The sequence below is a fragment of the Lentzea sp. NBRC 105346 genome, assembly GCF_030269605.1.
Taxonomy (GTDB): domain Bacteria; phylum Actinomycetota; class Actinomycetes; order Mycobacteriales; family Pseudonocardiaceae; genus Lentzea.
The window spans coordinates 559,168-580,897 of the sequence record NZ_BSTQ01000001.1; the positions used below are offsets into that span (position 1 = coordinate 559,168).

Annotated in this window: 18 protein-coding genes, 1 tRNA gene and 1 pseudogene; 7 read left to right on the forward strand and 13 right to left on the reverse strand. The window is 69.2% G+C overall.

Annotated elements, in window-relative coordinates:
- Positions 1-46: 46 nt before the first annotated feature.
- A tRNA-Leu gene (locus QSK35_RS02050) sits at positions 47-132 on the reverse strand.
- A gap of 203 nt (positions 133-335) precedes the next feature.
- Here QSK35_RS02050 and QSK35_RS02055 point away from each other — a divergent pair.
- Both QSK35_RS02055 and QSK35_RS02060 read left to right on the forward strand, forming a co-directional pair.
- Positions 336-1,643 (forward strand): M20/M25/M40 family metallo-hydrolase, encoded by a 1,308-nt coding sequence (locus QSK35_RS02055; RefSeq protein ID WP_285741627.1) that lies wholly within the window; start codon positions 336-338, stop codon positions 1,641-1,643.
- A 9-nt stretch (positions 1,644-1,652) separates the two neighbouring features.
- Positions 1,653-2,429, forward strand: coding sequence for an SDR family oxidoreductase (locus QSK35_RS02060; RefSeq protein WP_285741629.1), 777 nt, complete (start codon positions 1,653-1,655; stop codon positions 2,427-2,429).
- A gap of 10 nt (positions 2,430-2,439) precedes the next feature.
- Here the strand turns inward: QSK35_RS02060 and folE are convergent, their stop codons facing one another.
- A complete protein-coding gene (folE, locus tag QSK35_RS02065) occupies positions 2,440-3,030 on the reverse strand; it encodes a GTP cyclohydrolase I FolE (protein ID WP_285741630.1) in 591 nt (196 codons plus the stop codon).
- Between the two features lie 79 nt (positions 3,031-3,109).
- Between folE and QSK35_RS02070 the strand changes: the two genes are divergently transcribed.
- Both QSK35_RS02070 and QSK35_RS02075 read left to right on the forward strand, forming a co-directional pair.
- The gene (locus QSK35_RS02070) at positions 3,110-3,748 is read left to right on the forward strand and encodes a helix-turn-helix transcriptional regulator (protein WP_285741632.1); all 639 of its coding nucleotides are present in this window, start codon (positions 3,110-3,112) and stop codon (positions 3,746-3,748) included.
- A gap of 53 nt (positions 3,749-3,801) precedes the next feature.
- On the forward strand, positions 3,802-4,662 hold the full coding sequence (locus QSK35_RS02075; protein ID WP_285741634.1) for an alpha/beta fold hydrolase: 861 nt from the start codon (positions 3,802-3,804) through the stop codon (positions 4,660-4,662).
- Here the strand turns inward: QSK35_RS02075 and QSK35_RS02080 are convergent.
- The 5 genes and pseudogenes from QSK35_RS02080 to QSK35_RS02100 all read right to left on the reverse strand — a co-directional run bounded on the left by QSK35_RS02080 (position 4,651) and on the right by QSK35_RS02100 (position 10,849).
- Positions 4,651-5,109 carry a hypothetical protein gene (locus tag QSK35_RS02080; RefSeq protein WP_285741636.1) on the reverse strand — a complete coding sequence of 153 codons (459 nt, stop codon included), beginning with the start codon at positions 5,107-5,109 and terminating at the stop codon, positions 4,651-4,653. The two genes, QSK35_RS02075 and QSK35_RS02080, sit on opposite strands and share 12 nt — an antisense overlap.
- Before the next feature lie 62 nt (positions 5,110-5,171).
- Positions 5,172-8,756: an nSTAND1 domain-containing NTPase gene (locus QSK35_RS02085; RefSeq protein ID WP_285741638.1), complete on the reverse strand. Its 3,585-nt coding sequence runs from the start codon at positions 8,754-8,756 to the stop codon at positions 5,172-5,174.
- A gap of 75 nt (positions 8,757-8,831) precedes the next feature.
- Positions 8,832-9,044: a DUF5703 family protein gene (locus QSK35_RS02090; protein WP_285741640.1), complete on the reverse strand. Its 213-nt coding sequence runs from the start codon at positions 9,042-9,044 to the stop codon at positions 8,832-8,834.
- Positions 9,041-9,463 (reverse strand): annotated as a pseudogene (locus QSK35_RS02095) (YncE family protein); the annotation flags it as partial. The gene QSK35_RS02090 and the pseudogene QSK35_RS02095, both read right to left, overlap by 4 nt.
- 420 nt (positions 9,464-9,883) lie before the next feature.
- Complete coding sequence (locus QSK35_RS02100) at positions 9,884-10,849, reverse strand: aldo/keto reductase (RefSeq protein ID WP_285741642.1); 966 nt, start codon at positions 10,847-10,849, stop codon at positions 9,884-9,886.
- 71 nt (positions 10,850-10,920) lie between these two features.
- Here QSK35_RS02100 and QSK35_RS02105 point away from each other — a divergent pair, with 71 nt between their 5' ends.
- From QSK35_RS02105 to QSK35_RS02115, 3 genes are read left to right on the forward strand one after another with little or no spacing between them, the layout of a single operon-like run.
- Complete coding sequence (locus QSK35_RS02105; protein WP_285741644.1) at positions 10,921-11,970, forward strand: LLM class F420-dependent oxidoreductase; 1,050 nt, start codon at positions 10,921-10,923, stop codon at positions 11,968-11,970.
- Positions 11,967-12,791, forward strand: coding sequence for an undecaprenyl-diphosphate phosphatase (locus QSK35_RS02110; RefSeq protein ID WP_285741646.1), 825 nt, complete (start codon positions 11,967-11,969; stop codon positions 12,789-12,791). The genes QSK35_RS02105 and QSK35_RS02110 overlap by 4 nt, the downstream gene beginning before the upstream one ends.
- A 10-nt stretch (positions 12,792-12,801) precedes the next feature.
- Positions 12,802-13,500, forward strand: coding sequence for a histidine phosphatase family protein (locus QSK35_RS02115; protein WP_285741648.1), 699 nt, complete (start codon positions 12,802-12,804; stop codon positions 13,498-13,500).
- A 336-nt stretch (positions 13,501-13,836) separates the two neighbouring features.
- Here the strand turns inward: QSK35_RS02115 and QSK35_RS02120 are convergent, their stop codons facing one another.
- From QSK35_RS02120 to QSK35_RS02145, 6 genes are all read right to left on the reverse strand, one after another.
- Positions 13,837-15,408: a M4 family metallopeptidase gene (locus tag QSK35_RS02120; RefSeq protein ID WP_285741649.1), complete on the reverse strand. Its 1,572-nt coding sequence runs from the start codon at positions 15,406-15,408 to the stop codon at positions 13,837-13,839.
- A gap of 379 nt (positions 15,409-15,787) precedes the next feature.
- Entirely contained in the window at positions 15,788-16,927 is a 1,140-nt protein-coding gene (locus QSK35_RS02125; RefSeq protein WP_285741651.1) for a site-specific integrase, read from the reverse strand.
- Between the two features lie 17 nt (positions 16,928-16,944).
- Positions 16,945-17,304, reverse strand: coding sequence for a DUF4180 domain-containing protein (locus QSK35_RS02130; protein ID WP_285741653.1), 360 nt, complete (start codon positions 17,302-17,304; stop codon positions 16,945-16,947).
- A gap of 49 nt (positions 17,305-17,353) precedes the next feature.
- Entirely contained in the window at positions 17,354-18,334 is a 981-nt protein-coding gene (locus QSK35_RS02135; protein ID WP_285741655.1) for a glycoside hydrolase family 6 protein, read from the reverse strand.
- A gap of 1 nt (position 18,335) precedes the next feature.
- On the reverse strand, positions 18,336-19,862 hold the full coding sequence (locus QSK35_RS02140; RefSeq protein ID WP_285741657.1) for a glycosyltransferase family protein: 1,527 nt from the start codon (positions 19,860-19,862) through the stop codon (positions 18,336-18,338).
- The gene (locus tag QSK35_RS02145) at positions 19,859-21,628 is read right to left on the reverse strand and encodes a glycosyltransferase (protein WP_285741659.1); all 1,770 of its coding nucleotides are present in this window, start codon (positions 21,626-21,628) and stop codon (positions 19,859-19,861) included. Before QSK35_RS02145 ends, QSK35_RS02140 begins: the two co-directional genes overlap by 4 nt.
- Between the last annotated feature and the right edge of the window lie 102 nt (positions 21,629-21,730).

Genomic DNA, 21,730 nt, shown 5'->3' on the forward strand with positions numbered 1-21,730 from the left:
GATCGCTGTTGTACCTGTGCGTACTCCGGGGAGCTATCCCCAGTGGTGGTGTCCGAGGGGGGACTTGAACCCCCACCCCCTTGCGGGGACTAGCACCTCAAGCTAGCGCGTCTGCCATTCCGCCACCCGGACTTGCGGCTCTCGCCGTGGTGTGGACATAGATTACATGATCGTCAGCGCGCACCAAAATCGGCCCCCCGCGCGCCGATAGGCCCTGGTCAGGGGGGAGGAGCCGGGGGCGCCCGCAGGCCGCAGCCCTGGGCACTCCATGACACCAGAACAGACGGCTGTGGGACAGGACCTCTTCGTGGGAAGGACAGTGGTAGGAAGACTGGGTGAGCACTTATGCCGAGGACGAGGTCATCACCCTGGCCAGCGAGTTGATCCGGATCGACACGACCAACACGGGCGACCCGGACACGCTGGTGGGGGAGCGGAAGGCCGCCGAATGGGTGGCCGAGAAGCTCAGCGACGTCGGGTATGAGACGACCTACGTCGAGTCCGGGGCCAAGGGGCGCGGCAACGTGATCGCCCGGCTGAGGGGGAGCGACGACAGCCGGGGTGGGCTGCTCGTGCACGGGCACCTCGACGTGGTGCCCGCGGATGCCAGCGAGTGGTCGGTGCATCCGTTCAGTGGCGCGGTGCAGGACGACTATGTGTGGGGGCGCGGCGCGGTCGACATGAAGGACATGGTGGCCATGTCCCTTGCCGTCGCGCGGCAGTACAAGCGGGAGAATTTCGTGCCGCCGCGGGACATTGTGTTCGCGTTTCTCGCGGACGAGGAGGCCGGCGGGCTGTTCGGGGCCAAGTGGCTCGTCGAGAACCGGCCCGAGTTGTTCGAAGGGGTTACCGAGGCGATCAGTGAGGTTGGGGGGTTCTCGATCACGCTGAAGGACGACGTGCGCGCGTACCTCGTCGAGACCGCCGAGAAGGGGATTCGGTGGCTCAAGCTGCGGGTCAAGGGGACCGCCGGCCACGGCAGCATGATTCACCACGACAACGCCGTCGCGAAGCTTGCCGCGGCGGTTACGAAGCTGCATCAGCACAAGTGGCCGCTGGTGATCTCGCCGTCAGTCAGGGAGTTTCTCGACGGCGTCAGTGAGATCACCGGGCTCGAGTTTCCGGACGACGACATCGAGGGGTCGATCGGGAAGCTTGGCAACCTGAGCCGGATGATCGGCGCCACCATCAGGGACACCGCGAACCCGACGATGCTCAGTGCCGGGTACAAGGCGAACGTCATTCCGTCGCACGCCGAGGCCACTGTGGACTGTCGCATTCTGCCTGGGCGTGAGGAGGCGTTCGACCGCGAGCTCGCCGAGTTGCTCGGGCCGGAGGTGGAGCGCGAGTGGATTGGGTTGCCGCCGGTGGAGACCACGTTCGACGGGGCGCTCGTGGACGCGATGACGGCCTCGATCATCGCTGAGGATCCGGGTGCGAAGGTGTTGCCGTACATGCTTTCCGGCGGTACGGATGCCAAGTCGTTTCAGCAACTGGGGATTCGCAACTTCGGGTTCGCACCGTTGAAGTTGCCCGCCGACCTCGACTTCAGTGGGCTCTTCCACGGGGTCGATGAACGGGTGCCCGTCGACGCGCTCAAGTTCGGCGTGCGGGTGCTCGACCGTTTTCTGCGCAACAGCTGAGGAGTAACTGTGGATCTGACTGGCAAGGTCGCGTTGGTCACCGGTGGCGCGGCGGGGATCGGTGCGGCCACAGCGAAACGGCTCGGCAAGCTCGGTGCGAAGGTCGCGGTCGTCGACCTCGACCGGGACGGCGCGGAGAAGGTGGCTGCTGAACTGCAAGGCCTCGCGATCTCTGGCGACGTCACGGACCCCGACACCATGCCGAGCGTCGTCGAGCAGATCGAGCGGGAGCTGGGCCGGCTCGACGTCGTGCACCTCAACGCGGGTGTGGGCGGCGGGCAGGCCGGGATCGACGACGCGCTGGACGTGCAGCGCTACCGGAAGCTCATGGGCGTCAACGTCGACCACGTCGTGTACGGCACTTGTGCGGCGGTGCCCGCGCTGCGCAGGCAGGGCGGTGGACGGATTGTGATCACGGCGAGCCTCGCCGGCATCGCGGCCATGCCCAACGACCCGCTCTACACGCTCAGCAAGCACGCGGTCGTGGGGTACGCGCGGGCGGCCGGTGCGGCGCTGGGCCGGGAGAACATCACGGTCAACGCGCTGTGCCCCGGATTCGTGGACACGCTGCTGCTCGGCCAGGCGAAGGAGGAGTTCGACGCGGTCAACTTCCCGCTGCTCACGCCGGAGGACATCGCGGACGCGCTGCAGGCCGTGCTGACCGACGGGCAGCCGGGTGAGGCCTGGATCATCCAGCCGGGCGGGCAGGCGGGCGCGTACAAGTTCCGCGGCGTGCCCGGCGCCGCCGGTCAGGTTCCGCCGGACGTCGTTCTCGGCAGGGCCTAACTCAGAAAAACTAACCCCGCGTCAGGGCTAGGAACTCCTCGCGTGAGCGGTTGTCGGAACGCAGGGTGCCCAGCAGCGTCGAGGTGACGGTCTTCGCGCCGGCCGCCTGGACGCCGCGCAACGTCATGCAGCTGTGCTCGGCCTCGACGACCACCCCGACCCCCTTGGGGCTGAGGTGGTCGTCGAGCCAGTCCGCGACCTGCTTGGTCAGCCGCTCCTGCACCTGCGGGCGGCACGCGAAGTGCTCGACGATCCGCGCCAGCTTCGACAGCCCCAGGATCCGGTCGCCCGGCAGGTAGCCGACGTGCGCCACACCCACGAACGGCAGCAGGTGGTGCTCGCACACCGAGCGCACGGGAATGCCGCGGGCCAGCACTAGCTCGTCGTAGCCCTCGTCGTTGGGGAACGTCGTCAGGTCGAACGGCCGGGGGCTGAACAGCTCCGCGTACGCGCGGGCCATGCGGCCGGGGGTGCCGCGCAGGCTCTCCGACTCCAGCGACACGCCCAGTGCGCGCAGGAAGTCGCCCGCGGCCTGCTCGGCGGCGTCCAGGTCGACCGTGGACACGGGTTCGCGAACGACGCGCAGTGCGGAGCTTTTCACAAACGAAGTTTCGCCTTATTCACGACGAACGGTCAAGACCAGGATTTGTGCAAACGGTCATAGGCGTTACCCTGGGAACGTGACCAGCGAGGACATCCGGGCCGTCGCCGCGCTGGACGACGAGCTGCGCCGCGGGATGTACGACTACATCCGCGCCGAACGACGCCCGGTCACGCGCGACGAGGCGGCCGCGAAGGTCGGCATCTCGCGCAAGCTCGCGGCATTCCACCTCGACAAGCTCGTCGACGCCGGGCTGCTCAAGGCCGGCTTCGAGAAGTGCGGCAGGGTCGGGCGCGCGCCCAAGGTCTACGAGACCCGCGGTGAGATCGCCGTCACGATCCCGCAGCGGCACCACGACGTGCTCGCGGACATCCTGCTCGACGCCGTCGCGCCCGACGCCGCGCAACAGGCCGCGCACGCCAGAGGCGAGAAACTCGGTGCGGCGCAACGGAAACCGGGCCGCCTCGGGCCGGAACGCGCGCTGACCGCCGCCCAGAACATCCTCCAACAAGAGGGCTTCGAACCACACCGCGAGGCACCGCACAAGCTCAGGCTGCGCAACTGCCCGTTCCACCCGCTCGCCGCGAAAGCCCCCGCGCTCGTGTGTGGGATCAACCACGCCTACCTGTGCGGATTCCTGAAAGGACTGGGCGCGGAGCAGGTCGAGGCCGTGCTCGCGCCGAGACCAGGCGAGTGTTGCGTCGAACTTCGTGCATAACGTGAGGCCGTTCGTCTCGTTGGACCAACTGCGGAGCCAACGAAAGGACGGACATGGTGCTGCTCGAGGACGGAACCGAGCTCAACGTGGTGCGCAGTGGTGATCCGGACGCGGGTGTGACCGTCGTGCTCGCACACGGTTACGCATGTGATCACCGCAGCTGGCACCGCGTGGTCGCGGAGCTGCCCGAGCGCTACCAGGTCATCGCCTACGACCACCGGGGACACGGCAAGTCGAGTCCGGCCACAAAGGACACCGCCACACTGGACCAGCTCGCCGACGACCTCGGCGAGCTGATCGAGCGGGCGGTCCCGGACGGGCGGGTGGTGCTGGTCGGTCACTCGATGGGTGGCATGGCGGCGATGACGATGGCCGAGCGGCGTCCCCGCCTGTTCCGGCAACGCGTGATCGGCACGGTGTTCGTGTCGACCGCGGCGACCGGGTTGTCGGAGACGTCGCTCGCCTGGCCGAAGGGGCTCGGCAAGCTCGTGCGCGAGCTGGAGCGCGCGTTCGGACCGCTGGTGCGGGCGGTGCGGGAACGGATCGAGCCCACCAAGACCGCGGGCCTGCGCTGGTGGCTGTTCGGCGACCAGCCCCGCGAGGAGGACGTCGCGCTCACCGCCGAGATGGTCTGGACGGAGTGGCCCGAGACGGTCGCGTTGTTCCGGCCCGCCGTGGGCCGGGTCGACCGCGAGGCCGCGATGAAGGTCACGGGGGAGAAGCCGGTCATCGCGGTGGTGGGGGACGAGGACCGGCTCGTGCCCGAGTCGGACGCGGCGTTGTTCAGCCAGGCGAGCGTGAACGGCAAGGCGGTCGTCCTGGAGGACGCCGGGCACATGCTGCCGCTGGAACGTCCCCGGGAGATCGCGCGGTTGATCGAGGAACTAGCCGGCCAAGAGGAATCAAGTAGCTGACGCGCGCCGGCGACCGGGTGGGCGGCCGAAGAGCTTCACGTGGTGGTCGACGAGCCACGACTTGAGATCCGCCCACTCGGGGTGGTGGTTGAGCACCAGGAGCCGGTGCATCCACCAGTTCGGGTCACCCGCGCGTGCGAACGTCGCCAGCCACGCCTCACGATCGGGCTCGGACAGCGTGCGGAGGAAGGCGAGCTGGCCGGACGGGTCGGTGTCGAGCTCGGCGACGACGCGGCCGTCGACCGTCTCGGTCTCCACGCGCAGCTCACGCAGGAGGTCCACGGCGGGGGAGCCGGGCTCGACGGTCACGACGACGGTGTGCAGGCCCGCGGCAGCGGCTCTCGACAGCAGAGCGCGCACCGCGGGTTCATCGGTGGGCAGGGCGGCTTCGGCTACGCCAGGTTGGTTGTCCAGCGGTACGAGCTCCATGACCAAGAATCTGATCACATCTGCAACTATTCCGGTGGATTTTATTATTTCGATTACTTCAGTGTTAACTGAAATAAACCTCAACAAGGTGGCTGGAAAACCAGGCCGGGGAAGTACCGGACCCAGTCCTCCTCGGTCAGGCGGGGATAGGAGATGGCGCAGACGCGGGCGGCAACGCGTTCGACGTCGGTGTCCCAGCGCCGGACGGTGTGGTCGGCGCTGGCGGTGGTGAGCATGCCGTCGCCGCTGAACGCGACGGCCATGACGCGGTCGTTGTGGCCGGTGAACGTCCCGGTCTGGGCGGGGTGTTCGGGATCGCTGATGTCCCAGACCCTCGCGGTGGCGTCGTTGCCACCGGTGACGAGCCTGGTACCGGCGGCGTTGAACGCGACGCGCTGGACCGGTCCGTTGTGGCCGGTCAGGGTGGAGAGCTTGCGCGGGTGGCGCGGGTCGGTCATGTCCCAGAGCACGGCGGTGTAGTCGGTGCCGGCCGTGGCCATGAGGTGGCCGTGCAGCGCGACCCAGATGAAGGCGCCGCCGGCCGCCTTGACGGAGGGAAGCCGGTCGGGCTTGGCGGGGTCGGTGACGTCGAGCAGCGCGACCTCCTTGCCACCCGCGACGGCGAGGAGCCGGCCGGAGTACGCCACGCCGAGGATGCCGTCGGTCGGCTGGACGACTGAGCGGGTCACCAGTCGGGGAGTGGAGCCGGCGATGTCCCACAGGCGCAGCGTGCCGTCGGCGTCGGTGGTGGCCAGGGCCGGGCGGTCGGCGGCGAACGCGGCGCCGGCGATCCAGGTGGCGCCTTCGGGCAGCACGGCGATCCTGCGCGGGTTCGCGGGGTCGTTCAGGTCCCACAGCGTGGCGACGCGGTCGATGTCCGAGGTGAGCAGCAGGGTGCCGTCGGGGGACATGGCGATCGCGCCGACCGGTGCGCCGGCGGTGGTGAGCGTGGTGATCTCCGTGCCGTCCGGGCGCAGCAGCCGGGCGGTGCCGTCTTCACTGGCGGTGGCGACGTAGCGGTCGCGTGGGTCGGCGACGGCGTTCCAGATGGGGTCGGTGTGCAGCGGCACGGTGAGGCCGGCGAGGTGTTCGACGCGGACCGTGCGGTCGTCGCCGGTGGTCACGACCTCGCGGCCGTCGTGGCTGAACGCGGCGGACCACAACACGTCGGAGTGCCCGGAGAACATGGCGAGCTGGACGGGTCTGCGGAGGTCCCGGACATCCCACAGGCGGGCGGTCTTGTCGTGTGCGGCGGTGAGGATTCTGGTGCCGTCGGGGGAGAACACCAGGGAGTGAACCATCGCGCCGTGGCCGTCCACAGTGGACAGCAGTGCGGGGCGTGCCGGATCGCTGATGTCCCACAATCGCACGACGCGCTCGGGGCCCGCGGTGGCCAGCACGCGTCCGTCCGGGCTGAACCCGACGGTCTCGAACTCCTTGGCGTTGCGGTCGGCGACGGTGAGCTGCCGCCCGGCCTCGAGGTCCCACAGTCTGACCGTGCCGTCCCACCCCGCGGTGGCCAGGAGTCTGCCGTCGCGGGTGACGGCGGCACCGTGCACGGTGGCGGAGTGACCGTCGAGGTTGCCGATGTGCTTGGGGCGCATGGGTTCGGCGATGTCCCACACGCGGATCGTGTGGTCCGAGCCGGTGGTGACGAGCTTCGCGCCGCCGGGGACGAACGTGGCGGTCTGCACCTGGCCCTCGTGCCCGGTGATCTTCGCGAGCTCGCGCGGGGACCGGGGATCGGTGATGTCCCACAGCCGCACCGTGCTGTCCCACGACGCGGTGGCGACCAGGCGGCCGTCGGCGCTGAAGGACAGGTGGTGGATGACGTCGGCGTGCCCGGTGAGCCGGCCGAGCTCGACCGGCCGGTTGCGGTCGGTCATGTCCCACAGGATCGCGACGTGGTCGCGTCCGGCGGTGGCCAGCAGCTTGTCGTCGGGGCGGAAGACCGCGATCTGGGTGGTCTCGGTGTGCGCGGTGATGCGGGTCGCGAACGGCGTGGCGAACGTGCTGAGCAGCCCGTCGCGGGCGGCGGGCAGGGGAGCGAGGCGGTAGGCGGCCAGCCGCAGCTGGGCCGCGAGAGCGGGGTTGGTCTGCTGCAGGGTGGCGGCTTCGGCGACGGCCTTCTGCACGAGGGCGACGGTGCCCTGTTCGGTGGCGTCGTGTTCGGCGCGCACGGCGATGACCGTCGTGGTCGCGGCGAGGACGAGCAGCGCGGTGAGTCCGGCGACGAGGCGGCGCAGCTTGCGGGTGCGGTGGCGTTCGGTGGCGCGTTCGCGTTCCTGCGCGTCGATGCCGGCGTCGAGGAAGGCCTGTTCCAACGGGTTGAGCGCGCCGGGCCGGGCGGCGGCCCACTCGGTGGCCAGGGACAACGGGAGGCCGCGGTAGAGCGAGTCGGGGCCACGGCCCTGGGCGTCCCAGTCGGTGGCGGCGGCGGTGAGCCTGCGGTGCACGCGCAGGCCCTCGCGGTCCTGGGAGATCCACTCGCGCAGGCGGGGCCAGGAGCGGATGACGGCCTCGTGGCTGATCTCGACGGCGTCGTCGTCGATGGTGAGCAGGCGGGCTGCGACGAGGCGTTCGAGGACGGGGGCGGCGCCGAGCTCGTCGCGGTGGACGCGGCGTTTGGTGTCCTCGGTGCCGTCGCCGGGGGAGATGAGGCGTAGCAACAACTTGCGCACTTCTTCGCGCTGGCTGTCGCCAAGGCTGGTGTACACGTCCTCGGCGGTCTGGGCGATGGCGCGGACGATACCGCCGCTCTCGTGGTAGCTGGTGAGCGTGAGGGTGTTGCCGCGGCGGCGGCGCCACGTCTCGAGCAGTGCGTGCGAGACGTGGGGGAGTACGCCGGGTTCGCCGGTCGCGTCGGCGATCAGGCGGGTGACCAGGCCGGTTTCCAGCGTGCATCCGGCGGCGACGGCGGGCTGGACGATCGCGCGGCGCAGTTCGTCGGTCGTCATGGGGCCGACCAGGACCTGGCTGTCCTCGACGGCGTCGACGAGCCGCGGGTGCCGGGTGAGGTGGCCGTAGAAGTCGGCGCGCAGGCCGAGGACGACCGGGTGGTCCGCGCTGACGATCCGCTCGATGAATGCTTCGCGGGCGTCGGTGTCGTGGCAGAGGGTGAAGAGCTCTTCGAGCTGGTCGACGACGACGAGATCCGCGCTGGGCCACGCGGGGTGCGCGCCGGGCGTGATCAGGGTGCCGGGACGGGTGGCGAGCAGGCCCGCACGCAGTAGTGAGGACTTGCCGGAGCCGGAGGGGCCGGTGACCAGGACGACCCGGTGGTCGGTGAGCTTGGCCTCGAGCTTCGCGAGGAGGCGTTCACGGCCGAAGAACCGGTGGGCGTCGTGTTCGGAGAACGCGGCGAGGCCCACGTAGGGCGCGTCGGCCGGTTGTGCGGTGCTGACGGTCTCGCCGAGCTGCCGCCAGCGCCGCTCCCATTCGCTCTCGTCGCCGCCGCACGCGCGGACGAACCCGAGCGTGACGGCGAGGCTGGGCAGCTTCTGCCCGCGGGCGGCGTCGGCCAGCGTGCTGGCCGAGTAGTGCGCGAGCCTGCCCAGCTCGCGGTAACCGGGTGAGCCGGCCTTTTCTCGCAGCTTGCGCAGGTCGAAGGCGAACTCCTCGACCGGGCCTGCGAACGGATCGACCGGACGTTCCGGGCGCGGCATGTGGTGGTGTCCCCTCTCACCCGGCTACCCCTGACCGGGTCCTCCGGGTTCGATTGTCCACCTGCCGGGAGCGTGCTAAGTGATCAGACCTGGGAGTACGGCGGGGGTGCGCTTGCGGCGCAGCCACACCTTCCGGGAGCCGTCGCCGTAGAGCAGCGTGCGGGAGAGTTCCCAGCCCGCGAACTCGGCGTGGATGGCCAGCTGCGTGGTCGCGGTTCGGCGGGACACACCGGGCGGCAGCCGCAGCGGCCGGTACTCCCAGTCCCCGTCGATCACCCCTTCGTTCATGGCGAGATCACCTGTATCCCTCCGTTGACGGCGGACGCCACGTACACGCGTCCGCTGGCTTCGTCGGTCGTCACCGTGTTGGGCTGGCGGACCGTGGCGAACCGGTACTTCTCTATCGGTTCGCCACCCGCGACGTAGAGACCGACGACTTCGTTTCGTTCCGTGAGCGTGATCCACGCGAGATCGCGCTTCGCGTCGTAGGCGATGCCGTAGGGCGCGCCCGGCACCGGGAAGCGCTGCCGCATGAGCAGCGGGTTCGTGGAGAACGCCATGAGCTCGCCGCCGCGGGTGTCGACGACCAGCAGGCGGCCGAACCGGTCGGTCACGGCGTTGGTGGCGCCGTCGCCCGCGCGCAGGCCGGCGCCGCCCTGTTCGAACACGGCGCTGCGCAGCCGGTCGAGCTCCAGGGTCTTGTCGCCGACCTGGAAGGTCTGCTTGTCCTGTGTTTTGGGCTCGAGCTGGGCCTTGATAGTGGCGTCGACGTCCTGCGTGGGGATCTGTTCGGGCTGGTCCGGGCTGTTCGCGGGCTTGGCCGGTTCGAGCGTCGCGGCGACCTGCAGCGGGTCGGACGGCTCCTCGCTCGTGCCGCACGCGGAGGCCAGCAGGGTGATGCCGGCGAGCAGCAGAGCGGTCGGTCGAAGCAACGCGGGTCCTCCTGGACGTCGTAGAGCAGACCTCCAGCATCCCCGACTCCGCGCCGGAGGTCACGCAAGGGTGCCCGTTCGGAGGTGTCGTGGTTAATAATCTCAATAACTTCAGTGTGAACTAAATACAATCCTCGACCGGTGGTCCGGCCAGCCCATGGACATCCAGACCAGAACAACAGCCCAGAGGGCGGGTCAGCCCATCGGTCGTTCGGGGTAGGTGAGCTCGATCGCGCTCACGTCGTCCAGTGCGGCCCGGATGGCGGGCGGCAGCGTGAGTTCCTCGGCCTCGAGCGACCCGAGCAGCTGGGTGGTGTCGCGGGCGCCGACGACGGGGGCGACGACACCGGGCCGGTCGCGTACCCAGGCCAGCGCGACGCACAACGGCGAGGTGCCCAGCCCGTCCGCGGCGGTGGTGACGGCCTGGACGATGCGGGCCGCGCGTTCCGTGCGGTGCTGTTCCACATAGCCCGCGAAGTGCGACGACGCGCCGCGCGAGTCGGGCGGGGTGCCGTTGCGGTACTTGCCGGTGAGCACGCCGCGGCCGAGTGGGGCCCAAGGCAGCAGGCCGATGCCGTGGTGGGCGGCGGCGGGGACGACCTCGCGTTCGATGCCGCGTTCGAGCAGGGAGTACTCGACCTGGGTGGAGATGATCGGGGAGCCGGTGGGCAGGGTGGCGGCGGTGGCGAGCTGCCAGCCGGAGTAGTTGGAGACGCCGACGTAGCGGACTTTTCCGCTGGTCACGGCGGTGTCGAGGGCGGCGAGGGTTTCTTCCAGTGGAACGTTGGCGTCCCACGCGTGGAGTTGCCAGAGGTCGATGTGGTCGACCTCGAGGCGGCGCAGTGACCCGTCGAGTGCGGTGAGCAGGGCGCCGCGGGAGGCGCCGCCGCCGAAGGGGCCGTCGGAGCGGCGGGCGACGGCTTTGGTGGCGATGACGAGCTCGTCGCGAGGGACGAGTTCTTTGAGCAGGGTGCCGAGGATGCGTTCGGATTCGCCTTCGACATAGACGTCGGCGGTGTCGATGAGGGTGCCGCCGGCGTCGCAGAAGGCCATGAGCTGGGTGGCGGCCTCGTCCGCGTCGGTATCGCGGCCCCACGTCATCGTGCCCAATGCCGTCCTGGACACGCGCAGGCCGCTGCGGCCGAGGTATCGCTGTTCCACGCCGGGGATGCTAAGGGGTGATCACCACCCAGGCCTGGCAATCGGGGTTACCTGCCAGTAGGGTCTCGCCCGTGCGACTTGGACTCAACCTCGGATACTGGGGCGCCGGCAACGACGCCGACAACCTCGAACTGGCCAAGGAGGCCGACCGGCTCGGCTACTCGGTGGTGTGGGCCGCGGAGGCCTACGGCTCCGATGCGCCGACCGTGCTCTCGTGGGTGGCTGCGCAGACCGAGCGCATCGACGTGGGCAGTGCGATCTTCCAGATTCCCGCGCGGACGCCCGCGATGGCCGCGATGACGGCCGCCACGCTGGACACGCTGTCGGGTGGCCGGTTTCGGATGGGGCTGGGTGTGTCGGGGCCGCAGGTGTCGGAGGGCTGGCACGGTGTGCGGTTCGACAAGCCGCTGGCGCGGACGCGTGAGTACGTGGACATCGTGCGGCTGGCGTTGACGCGGCAGAAGGTGCGTTACGAGGGCAAGCACTACACGTTGCCGCTGCCGGACGGGCCGGGTAAGGCGCTGCAGCTGACGGTGCATCCGGTGCGGGAGTACATCCCGATCTACCTGGCCGCGGTGGGTCCGAAGAACCTCGAGCTGACCGGTGAGATCGCCGACGGCTGGCTGGCGGTGTTCTTCTCGCCGGAGCACTCGGCGGACTCGATCGCGTCGGTGAAGGCCGGTCGCGAGAAGATCGGCAAGACGATGGACGGGTTCGACGTCGTGCCGACGGCGCCGCTGATCGTCGGTGACGACTGGAAGGCGTGTGCGGACCCGGTGCGCGCGTACGCGGCGTTGTACGTGGGCGGCATGGGGTCGCGGCAGCAGAACTTCTACAACAACCTGGCGTGCCGGATGGGCTTCGAGGCCGAGGCCGCCGAGGTGCAGGAGAAGTACCTGGCGCGGGACTACCAGGGTGCGATGGCGGCGCTGCCGGTGGAGTTCCTGGACGCGACGTCGCTGCTGGGTCCGAAGGAGCGGATCGCGGACAAGATGAAGGCCCTGGCGGCGGCGGGGGTCACCACGCTGTCCGTTTCGCCGATGCTGCAAGATCTTGAGCAGGGGATCGCGGCTCTTCGCACCGCGGCCGAAGCTCTGGATCTGGCAGGAGTGGGTAGTTGAGCTGGTTGCAGGCTCTGGTTCTCGGACTCGTCCAAGGACTGACGGAATTCCTGCCCATTTCTTCCTCGGCGCACGTCCGCATCGTCTCCACGTTGTTCTTCGGGGACGATGCGGGTGCGTCGTTCACCGCGGTGATCCAGCTGGGTACCGAGGTCGCGGTGCTGATCTACTTCGCGCGGGACATCGGGGCGTTCATCGCCGCGTGGTTCCGGGGGTTGTTCAGTGCCGAGGCCCGGCAGGATCCGAACTACCGGCTGGCGTGGTATGTGATCATCGGGTCGATCCCGATCAGCGTGCTCGGGTATCTGTTGAAGGACCTGATCCGCACGGAGGCGCGCAACCTGTGGATCACGGCGACGATGTTGATCGTGTTCGGTCTGCTGCTGGGGCTGGCGGACCAGTTGGCGCGGCATGCGCGTGACGAGTTGACGATGCGTGACGCGATCGGGATGGGGCTGGCGCAGGCGATGGCGCTGATCCCGGGTGTGTCCCGGTCGGGTGGGACGTTGACCGCTGGTCTGGCGCTGGGGCTGACGCGGGAGTCGGCGGCGCGGTACTCGTTCCTGCTGGCGATTCCGGCCGTGTTCGGTGCGGGGTTGTTCTCGATTCCGGATGTGCTGGACCGGACCGGTCCGAACAACGCGTCGGTGCCGCAGATGGTGGTGGCGACGCTGGTGGCGTTCGGGGTCGGGTATGCCACGATCGCGTGGTTGTTGCGGTACGTGTCGAAGCACTCTTACTCGGCTTTCGTGTGGTACCGGCTGCTGTTGGGCATCGTCCTGATGGGGCTGCTGTCGATGGGGCTGCTCCCGGCCACCTAAGGTGGGGGTCATGGCCACCGTCATCCTGCTTCGGCATGCGCGTTCCACCGCGAACGGATCCGGTGTGCTCGCCGGGCGATCACTCGGGGTGGGCCTGGACGACAAGGGTCGTGACCAGGCGTCGGCGTTGGTGGAGCGGCTGAAGAACGTGCCGATCGCGGCCGTGGTGTCGTCGCCGTTGCAGCGGTGTGAGGAGACGCTGGCGCCGCTGTTGTCGGAGCGGCAGCTGGAGGCGGTGTCCGAGCCGGATCTGTCCGAAGTGGACTACGGGGCGTGGACGGGCCGGCCTTTGAAGGACCTGTTCGGGGAGCCGTTGTGGAAGGTGGTGCAGCAGCACCCTTCCGCCGCGGTGTTCCCCGAGGGCGAGGGCCTGGCGTCGGTGCAGTCGCGGGCGGTCGCGGCGGTGCGGGCGCACGACGCGCGGGTGGCGGCGGAGTTCGGGCCGCGGGCGGTGTGGTTGTTGTGCAGTCACGGTGACGTGATCAAGTCGGTGCTGGCGGACGCGTTCGGGATGCATCTGGACGCGTTTCAGCGGATCGTGGTGGATCCGTGTTCGGTGTCGGTGGTGTCGTACACGGAGATGCGGCCGTTTGTGTTGCGGGTCAACGACAATGGCGGTGATCTGTCCGGTGTGGTGCCGCCGCCGGCACCGTCGTCGGAGGAGGAGAAGCCGTCGTCGGACGCCACTGTGGGTGGCACGACGGGCTGAGCGTTTCGGGTTCGCGCCGATCGGCAAGCCTGGTGCATGACTGCCGAGAGCGAGCTGGCGGCGATCGAGCTGGATCTCGCGGTGCGGCGTCGGGATCGGGGCGGACCTCGCCGTCGCGCCAGCGCACGATCATGTCGTTGCCGCGGCCGGCGACGACGGTGGCGTGGGCTGTCCCGGCAGGGAGTAAGGCGATCAGCAGTAGGGCCGCGGTTCTGATGTGCACAAGATCGACCGTAGGAGCCGGTTCTGACACTTCGCCGACATTTGGGGTTTTGACAAGCGACGAGGCCCGGACCGTGCAGGGGGGCGGTCCGGGCCTCGTTCTCTGGCGGGGTCCTACTTCACGTTGACCGCGGCCCAGGCGCGGTTCACCGCGGCGTACTCGGCGCTGCTCGCGCCGTAGAGGTCGGCCGCGGCGGCGAGGGTGCCGGTGCGGGCCGCGGCGTACTTGGTGCTGGAGGTGAACTTGGTGGTGAGGGCCCGGTACCAGATCTTCTCGGCCTTGGCGCGGCCGATGCCGGTGACGGGCTGGTTGTCGTAGGTGGGGCTGTTGTAGGCGACGCCGTTGATCGTCTTCGGGGCGCTGCCCTCGGAGAGCAGGTAGAAGAAGTGGTTGGCGATGCCGGACGAGTAGTGGACGTCGACGCTGCCGGCGCTGGAGGACCAGTAGTCCAGCGAACGCGTGTCCTTGGACGGCTTGTCCATGTAGCGCAACGGCTTGCCGTCACCGCGGATGTTGATTTTCTCGCCGACGAGGTAGTCGCCGGGGTCGGAGGCGTTGTTGGCGTAGAACTCGACGGTGGCGGCGAAGATGTCGCTGGTGGCCTCGTTGAGTCCGCCGGACTCGCCGGAGTAGATGAGGCCCGCGGTGGAGCTGGTGACGCCGTGGGACTGTTCGTGGGCGGCGACGTCGAGTGAGGTGAGCGGGCGCTGGTTGTTCTGGCCGTCGCCGTAGGTCATGCAGAAGCAGCCGTCGGACCAGAAGGCGTTGACGTAGCTGTTTCCGTAGTGGACCTTGCTGAGCGCGCCGACGCCGTTGTTCTTGATGCCGTTGCGACCGTGGACGTTCTTGTAGTAGTCCCAGGTCTTGGCGGCGCCGTAGGCGGCGTCCACGCCGGCGGTCGCCTTGTCCGACGTGGTGCCGTTGCCCCACTTGTTGTCGGCGTCGGTGAACAGGGTGCCGGTGCCGGAGCTGTTGTTGAGGTTGTTGACGGACTGGTTGCCGCGCAACGGGTCCTTGAGCTGGAAGGTGCCGCCGGCCTGGGTGGTCTCCAGGGCGACGCTGCCGCTGTACTGGCTGGCGCCGGTGCCCGCGGCGTGGTGGGTGTCGTCGTAGGTCAGCAGCTGCTTGCCGGTGTTCGCGTCGGTGAACACGTGCAGGTCGCTGGGCGTCTGGTCGGCCTTGATGCCGCTGAGCACGGTTTCCCAGGCGAGCACGGGCTCGGTGTCGTAGGCGAACACGACGAGCTTGGGTGCGGCCTGGGTCCACTGGGTGCCGGACTGGCTCGCCACGGCGGCGTTCGCCGCCGCCGGAGCGGCGATGGCCGGGGTGGTGGACACGTTGAGCTTGGCGTTGGTGGCGTGGTCGACCGAGCGGATCTCGCCGCCACCGGTCTGGTGGACGATGAGGTCGCCGCCGATCACCTTGAGACCGTTGTAGGTGCGGTCGTAGCGCAGGTGGCGGGTGCCGTCTGCGTCGGTGACGACGTCCTTCGGGATGAGCCGCTCCTGGCTGCTCAGCCCGAGTGCGGAACCGATGGTGGACGCCTGCTGCTCGGCGAACTTCAAGGCGGTCGCCTTGGTCACGAGCGGGTTTTCCAGGGGTGCCGGTGCGGCTTGTGCGCTGTTGACGCACACGAACGCCACCGACGCCAGGGCCACGCAGCAGCCCAGTGCCTTGCGCTTCATGGACGCTCCCGTTCCAGTGCAGGGGGCGCCTGGTCCGGAGCGTTACAGGGATTCCGGACCAAGTGCCGAGGAACACCCGACCTTCGTTCGATGACCGGGCGTAGTGATCGTATTGCGGAAAGTGCATGTTCGACCCCGCTCTCAAAATCCGAGATCGCTTCACAAAACGAGCTACTTGCCTGGTCAGGAGATCGGCTTTTGTCCGGATGGTGGAACCAAAAGGGCAGCTCAACCGGGGTGGAAACAACATGGAAACATTTCGTTGCGTTAGACCGTCCGGCCTATCCGGTTGCAACTCTCGGCACGGCTCTACCGGCGGGGGTCATGTTTAGTGTTAACGGCGTGAACAACCGGTTTCATAGTTCTTTCGGAGTAGCACCTACAGCCCCAAACGGGTGACCGCGTTGTCCTCAAGGGGGTTGGCCGTCCGGATATAGCGGTGCACGGTGCGCGGGTTGGTCCACCGGCCCTGCCGCATGATCTCGCGGTCGCTCGCCCCGCCCAGCGCCGCCTGGGTGGCGAATCCCGAACGCAACGAGTGGCCACCGAACAACGCGGGGTCCAGGCCGGCTCGTTCGGCGTATCGCTTGACCAGCTCGGCAACGGCTCGGCCTGACATCGGCTTGGCGCTCACGCCGCCGTGCCGGTTGATCGTCGGGAACAGCGCGCCCTGCAGGGTGGTGCCGCGATAGGTGTGGCACCGGTGCACCGGCGACTCCTCATACACCGGCCGCGCCTCGCCCGCACGTTGGCGTTCCAGCAGGTCCGCCCAGTCCGCGAACGCGCACACCGGGCACGTGTGCCGGCGCGCGCCGCGCGGCAGCACGACCCGCTGCTGGTGCTGACCGGTCGGGTCGGTCTTGGTGACGCCGAGGTGGATGAGCAGCAGTGGCTCGTGGCTGCGCGTGTCGGCGTCGACCGTCACGTCCTCGAACCGCAGCGTGGCGAGCTCGCTGCGCCGCAGGGCGCCCGCGAACCCGGTGAGCAGCAACAGGGTGTCGCGGGCCCGCGTCAGGCCTGGCTCGGGACGCTCGCCGAGCAGGGCTTCGAGCGTCTCCAGCAGCACCGGCCGCTTGCGCTTGGGCTGGGTCCGGCGCGAGCGCCGCACACCGCGCAGGGTCAGCCGCACCACGTCGCTGCGCGTCGGGCTCGGCAACCCGTTCGCGGCGTGCACCGCGGCGATCGCCGCCGCCTTGCGGTCCAAAGTGGACGGCGTGAACGCGTTGCTCCCGTCCGGCCGGCGCGTGTCCGCCGCGGCCGCCAAGTACACGGCGACGTCCAGCGGGTTCGCCGGCAGCGCCTGCCGGTTCTCCGCGGCACACCATCCCGCCCAGGCGATCCAGTCCGACCGGTAGGCGCGGATGGTGTTCGGCGACTGTGCGGCGTGCAGATACGTCGCGAGGCTCGCCGCCTGCTCGTCGTCGAACCGCTGCCGCACCGATTCCAGCTCGGCGAAGTCCACCAGCACGGTGTGACCGACTCGGCCGAGTGCGGCCCGGACGGGTTCGGGCAGGCTCACACGTGTGATCGTAGTGGTCAGGCGTTCCGCAGGCGCGCGTGCAACTCCGCCTCGTCGGCCAGGAACCACAGGTCCTTGCGCCGGTTCGACTCGAACACGAAGTCCCGCAACGCCGTGCTCGCCTCGACGTGCCTGCTGATGTCGCCGATGATCACCAGCTGCTTGCGGTAGTTCACGAACTTCTGCGCGATCGCGCCCGCCACACCCGTGCGCAGCCGGAAGAAGTCGTCGCCCACGCACTGCGCCGGCACGACCACCATCTCCACGTCCGTGCCCCACAGCGACCCGATCAGATCGGTCGCCGCGCGCTCGCTGTCGAGCACCGGGCCGTCGGCGGGGACGAAATGGACGGACACGCCGTGCAGAGTCTCTGGCATGCGACGCAACGTATCCGCGCTCGCGGCCCGTCCGCATCCCGGTTTCCGGCTAGTGGGTCGCGGCGGCCTCCCGCTCCTCGGGTGGCACGTGCGGCGAGCGCATGATCAGGTTGCGGGCCTGCCGGGGTGAGAAGAGGTAGGTGTCCTCGCCGCCGCAGATCCCGTCCGACTCACCAGGCGGCTTGATCCACAACAGGGCGGCCACACCCTCGAGCGCGGGCTTCGTCGTCGGTGGCTCGCCGAGCCCCTGCTGCTCGGGGTTGCACCACGAGTCGCCGTCGCCCGGCGGTGGCCCGAGCCCGTTGCGCGAGGTGTCGATCACGAACTCGCGGTCGCCGGTCAGGTCGGCGAGCTCCCGGCCCCACTTGTGGGCGTCCTCGGTGCTCTGCCGGTTGGAGATGTTGACCGCGAACCCCTCCGCGACGTTGACGCCCGCGGCGATCAGGCGCTCGGCCGTCTCCCCGGTACTGCGCCACCGCGAGTGGCCGGCGTCCAGGTAGACGAAGTGACCAGCTTCGGACAGCTTGCCGACCGCGGCCTTGAGCACCTCGGCCCGTTCAGTGGTGAAGCAGTCGGCGGGAATGGCGTCCGGTTCCATCACCACCACGGCTTTCGTGGCGCCGAGCAACGTGATCAGCCGATCGACCCACTGCACGTACTCCGCGGGCGTCGGCGCCCCGTCACGAAAGTCGCTGCACCCCCGGTTCGGCACGTAGTAGGCCACCAGGACCGGCAACGCGTCCTGCTGCCCGGCCTCCGAGACCAGCGCGGGCACCTTGTCCAGATCCTGCGGGCTGTTGAGCCATACGGCCTGCGGCGTGCGCGTGATCGGGTCCAGCCAGCTAGCGCCGTTCGCGTTCTGCCAGCGCAGCGCGGGGGAGTCGGGAGCGAGATACAACTGCCGGTCGCGGAACGGATGCCGCAGCGGGGCATAGGACACCGCCGGCTCACTCGGCCGCAGCTCGACCCGCGGCGTCTGACCGCACGCCGCCAGCACGGCGACCAACCCCATGATCAGCAAGACACGCATGTCACGGCCGCCAATGCTCGCTGACGCGGTACACGACCACGCCGTCGCCACCGGAACCGAACCGCGCCGCCGCGACCGCGTGCTTGCGCGCCTCCAGCAACGTCGGATAGTTCCCGCCGCCCGACTCGTAGTACCAGTTCGGCACGACCAGATAGTCGACGCGCTTCAGCTCCCGCCGCACCGCCGGGTCGGCGTCCAGCTTGTGCACGATGATCGGCCGCGGCTGGAACCCATACTGGTGCACCAGATCCACCCAGATCGAGTCGTGCGCCACCACCACCCGGTCGCGCGGCACGTTGTCCGCCACCCACTGCTCGGCCGCCCGCAGCGGCTGCGGCCCCGACGCCGTCACCATCGGGTACAGCCGAGCCGGCCACAACGCCGCGCCGAACACCGCCACGGCCGCCAGCGCCACCCCCGCCCGCGGCCATCTGCGCCACACCGCCTCGATCGCGCCCACGATCAGCAACGCGCTCCACGGCAGCAGCACGATCACGTACATGAACGGCACATAACCGCCGCGCAGCATCATCAGCCACCCGATCAGCAGCGTCAGCGCGATCGGCCGCAACCGGCGCACCAGGAACCCGGCCACGATCGAAACGAGCCCGCCGAGCAGCAACACCGGATCCTGCGCCAGCCAGTCGGTGAACATCTGCCGCATCACGCTGCCGCCGTTGAGCAGCGACCCGCTCGCCGCCCGGTCCACGAGCTGCCACTTCGCCGTCCCCAGCAGGCTGTTGTGCCCCGGCCCCTCGAACAACTCTCCTTTGTAGACGGCCATCAGCGGGTACATCGCCATCAGCAGAAACCCGGCACCGGCCGCGACGGTCAGCGAATGCGCCCGGTTGTGCGGATCGGTGTTGCGCCACAACGCCCACGCGAACGCCGGCAGCAACACCAGCGCGGTCTCCTTCGTCAGCGTCGCCATCGCGAAGCACACCGCGCCACCCGTCGCGCTCGCGATGCTGCGCTTCGGGGACAACGCGAGCACGAACGCCGCGAGCAGCCACGGCGTGACGAGGTTGTCCAGAAAAGTCCACCGGCCGAACATGACCGCCAGCGGGCACAACGCGAACAACAACCCGGCCGCGGCGGCGCCCGGCCGGGAGAAACCGAGCCGTCTGCCCAGCGTGTACAGCAGCACGGTGCTCGCGAGCTTCGCCAGCAGCATCACCTCGTTGCCGAACCCGATCGCCGTGTCGTACCGGCCGAACCCGTCGGTCAGCCACGCCCACATCGCGATCTGGATCCAGCCGCCGGGCGCGTGGTCGTAGAAGTACGAGTACGGCGACAACGTCCCCTGATAACGCACCGACCACGCCTGCGACAGGTACGTGCCCGGATCGTCGACGTAGCGCGGGAAGGCCGACATGCCGATCGCGTGTACCAATCCGGCCGCGAGCAGCACCGGCAGCAGCACCGCCAGATCGCCGCGATGGCGGCGCAGCCACTCCCGCGCGGACGCCACCAGACGCCGGCGCACCGACAACATCGGCGGCGGCACGGTCGCCAGCCGGGTGATCATCGCGCCACCACCGCCGGCTTCAGGTGCGCCCCCGCGTGGGTCGTCTTGACCCAGTCCGTGCGGTCCGCCGCGTGCCGCAGGATCGCCCACAGCGCGGCGCACGACAGCACGAGCTGGAACGGATAAGCACCCACGACCAGGCCGAAGTAGTCCCGCACCCGCGCCTTGATGCCGAAGGTCCGGCTGAACTGCCGCAGCAGCACCACGTCGAGGGCGACGGCCAGCAGACCCAGCCCCAGCGGAACCGTCGCCAGCAGCGTCACCACGACCGGCGACTTGTGCCAGATCGCCAGCGCCAGCGCGACCGGCGCGAACGCCGCGGCGAAGGCCTGGAAGAACTGGAATCCCAGCACGTACACCGCGAGCACCCGCTGCGTCATCGACGGCAGCGACAACCAGTCACCCTCCCGGAACACCTGGATGAACCCCTGCATCCAGCGCACCCGCTGACGCAGCAGCCCCGCCAGCGTCGTCGGCGTCTCCTCACGGGTGACGAGCTCGTGGGAGTAGATCACCTCCACCCGCAGGCCCAGCACCGACGCCAGGATCCCGATCTTGCAGTCCTCCGTCAGGCACCCGCCGTCCCAGCAACTGCCGTACCGGTCGCGCAGCTCGCGCAGGAACGCGTGCCGGAAGAACACCGTGTTCCCGCCCAGCGGCATCACCCCCGCCGCGGCCTGCAGCTTCAGCCGCGACTGGAACCACTTGAAGTACTCCAGCACGTTCGCCGCACGCCACCAGCCCGTCAGGTTCGCCCGCCACCACCGCCCGCGTCCACGGGGCACGGCCTCCGGGTGGGCGTGGAAGTTCATCAGCTGCACACCGCTCTGCACCACCGCCGCGTTCGTCTCGCGGAACCGGTGGTCGACCACCCGCAGCAGGTCCGGGTGGAACAGGTCCTCGGCGTCGGCCACGCCCACCCACTCGAACCGCACCCCCTCCCGCTCCAGGTACTCCAGCGCGGCGTTGAGCCCGATCGGCTTGTTGTGCACCGCGATGTCCTCCGGATACGGGCACACCAGCACCCGGCCGGGAAACTCCCGCGCCTTCGCGTGCGCGATGCCCGCCGTACCGGGGTCGTCGGCGTGGTCCACGATCGGCACCACCAGGTAGTTCGGGTGATCGAGCGTGGCGAGCCGGTCCAGCGTGCGGCCGGCCACCGCCTCCTCGAACCGCATCGGCACCAGGATCACGCCGGGCAGCCTCGGCGGATCCACCAGATCCCGGTGATCCGGCTCCTCGGGCTGCGGCCGCCACCACCGATAGAGCTGGAACCCCAGGGTCGTCACCGTGACGACCAGCATGAACACCGACACCAGCACGATGAACACGTCCAGATACCGCGCCGCCACGAACACCCCGGCCGCCAGCACACCCAGCACGCACAACACCCGTGCGACCGGCCGCACCCCACCGCCGCCGAACGACCAGAACCGATCCGTGCAGAAGTTCAACACCGCGCCCGCCGCCAGCAGCACCCAATACGCCGCACTGTGGCCCAGCCTCGGCGCGAGCACCGGAAATGCCGCGACACTCAACACCGCGCTCGCACCCCGCGCCCAGTGGAAACGCCACCACGCCACCACTCCGGCGAACCGCGAATCCTCCAGACGGCGGCACCACGTGAAGTGCCGGTTACCCAGAAAATTGAGCTGCAGCGTCACCGCGACCTGCACCACGTTCGCCAGCCATGCCTCCCAACCCGCCCTGATCAGCGACAACAGGATCAGCTGACCGACCGCGGCCACGGTGAGACCGACGGTCACGAAACACAGCAACTCTCTTTGCCCCCGTGTGCCCGAGCGCACGTGACAACCTCCGAGACTGGGATTTGACACCCATTTGCCCAGGAGTCCCGGCAGTAATCC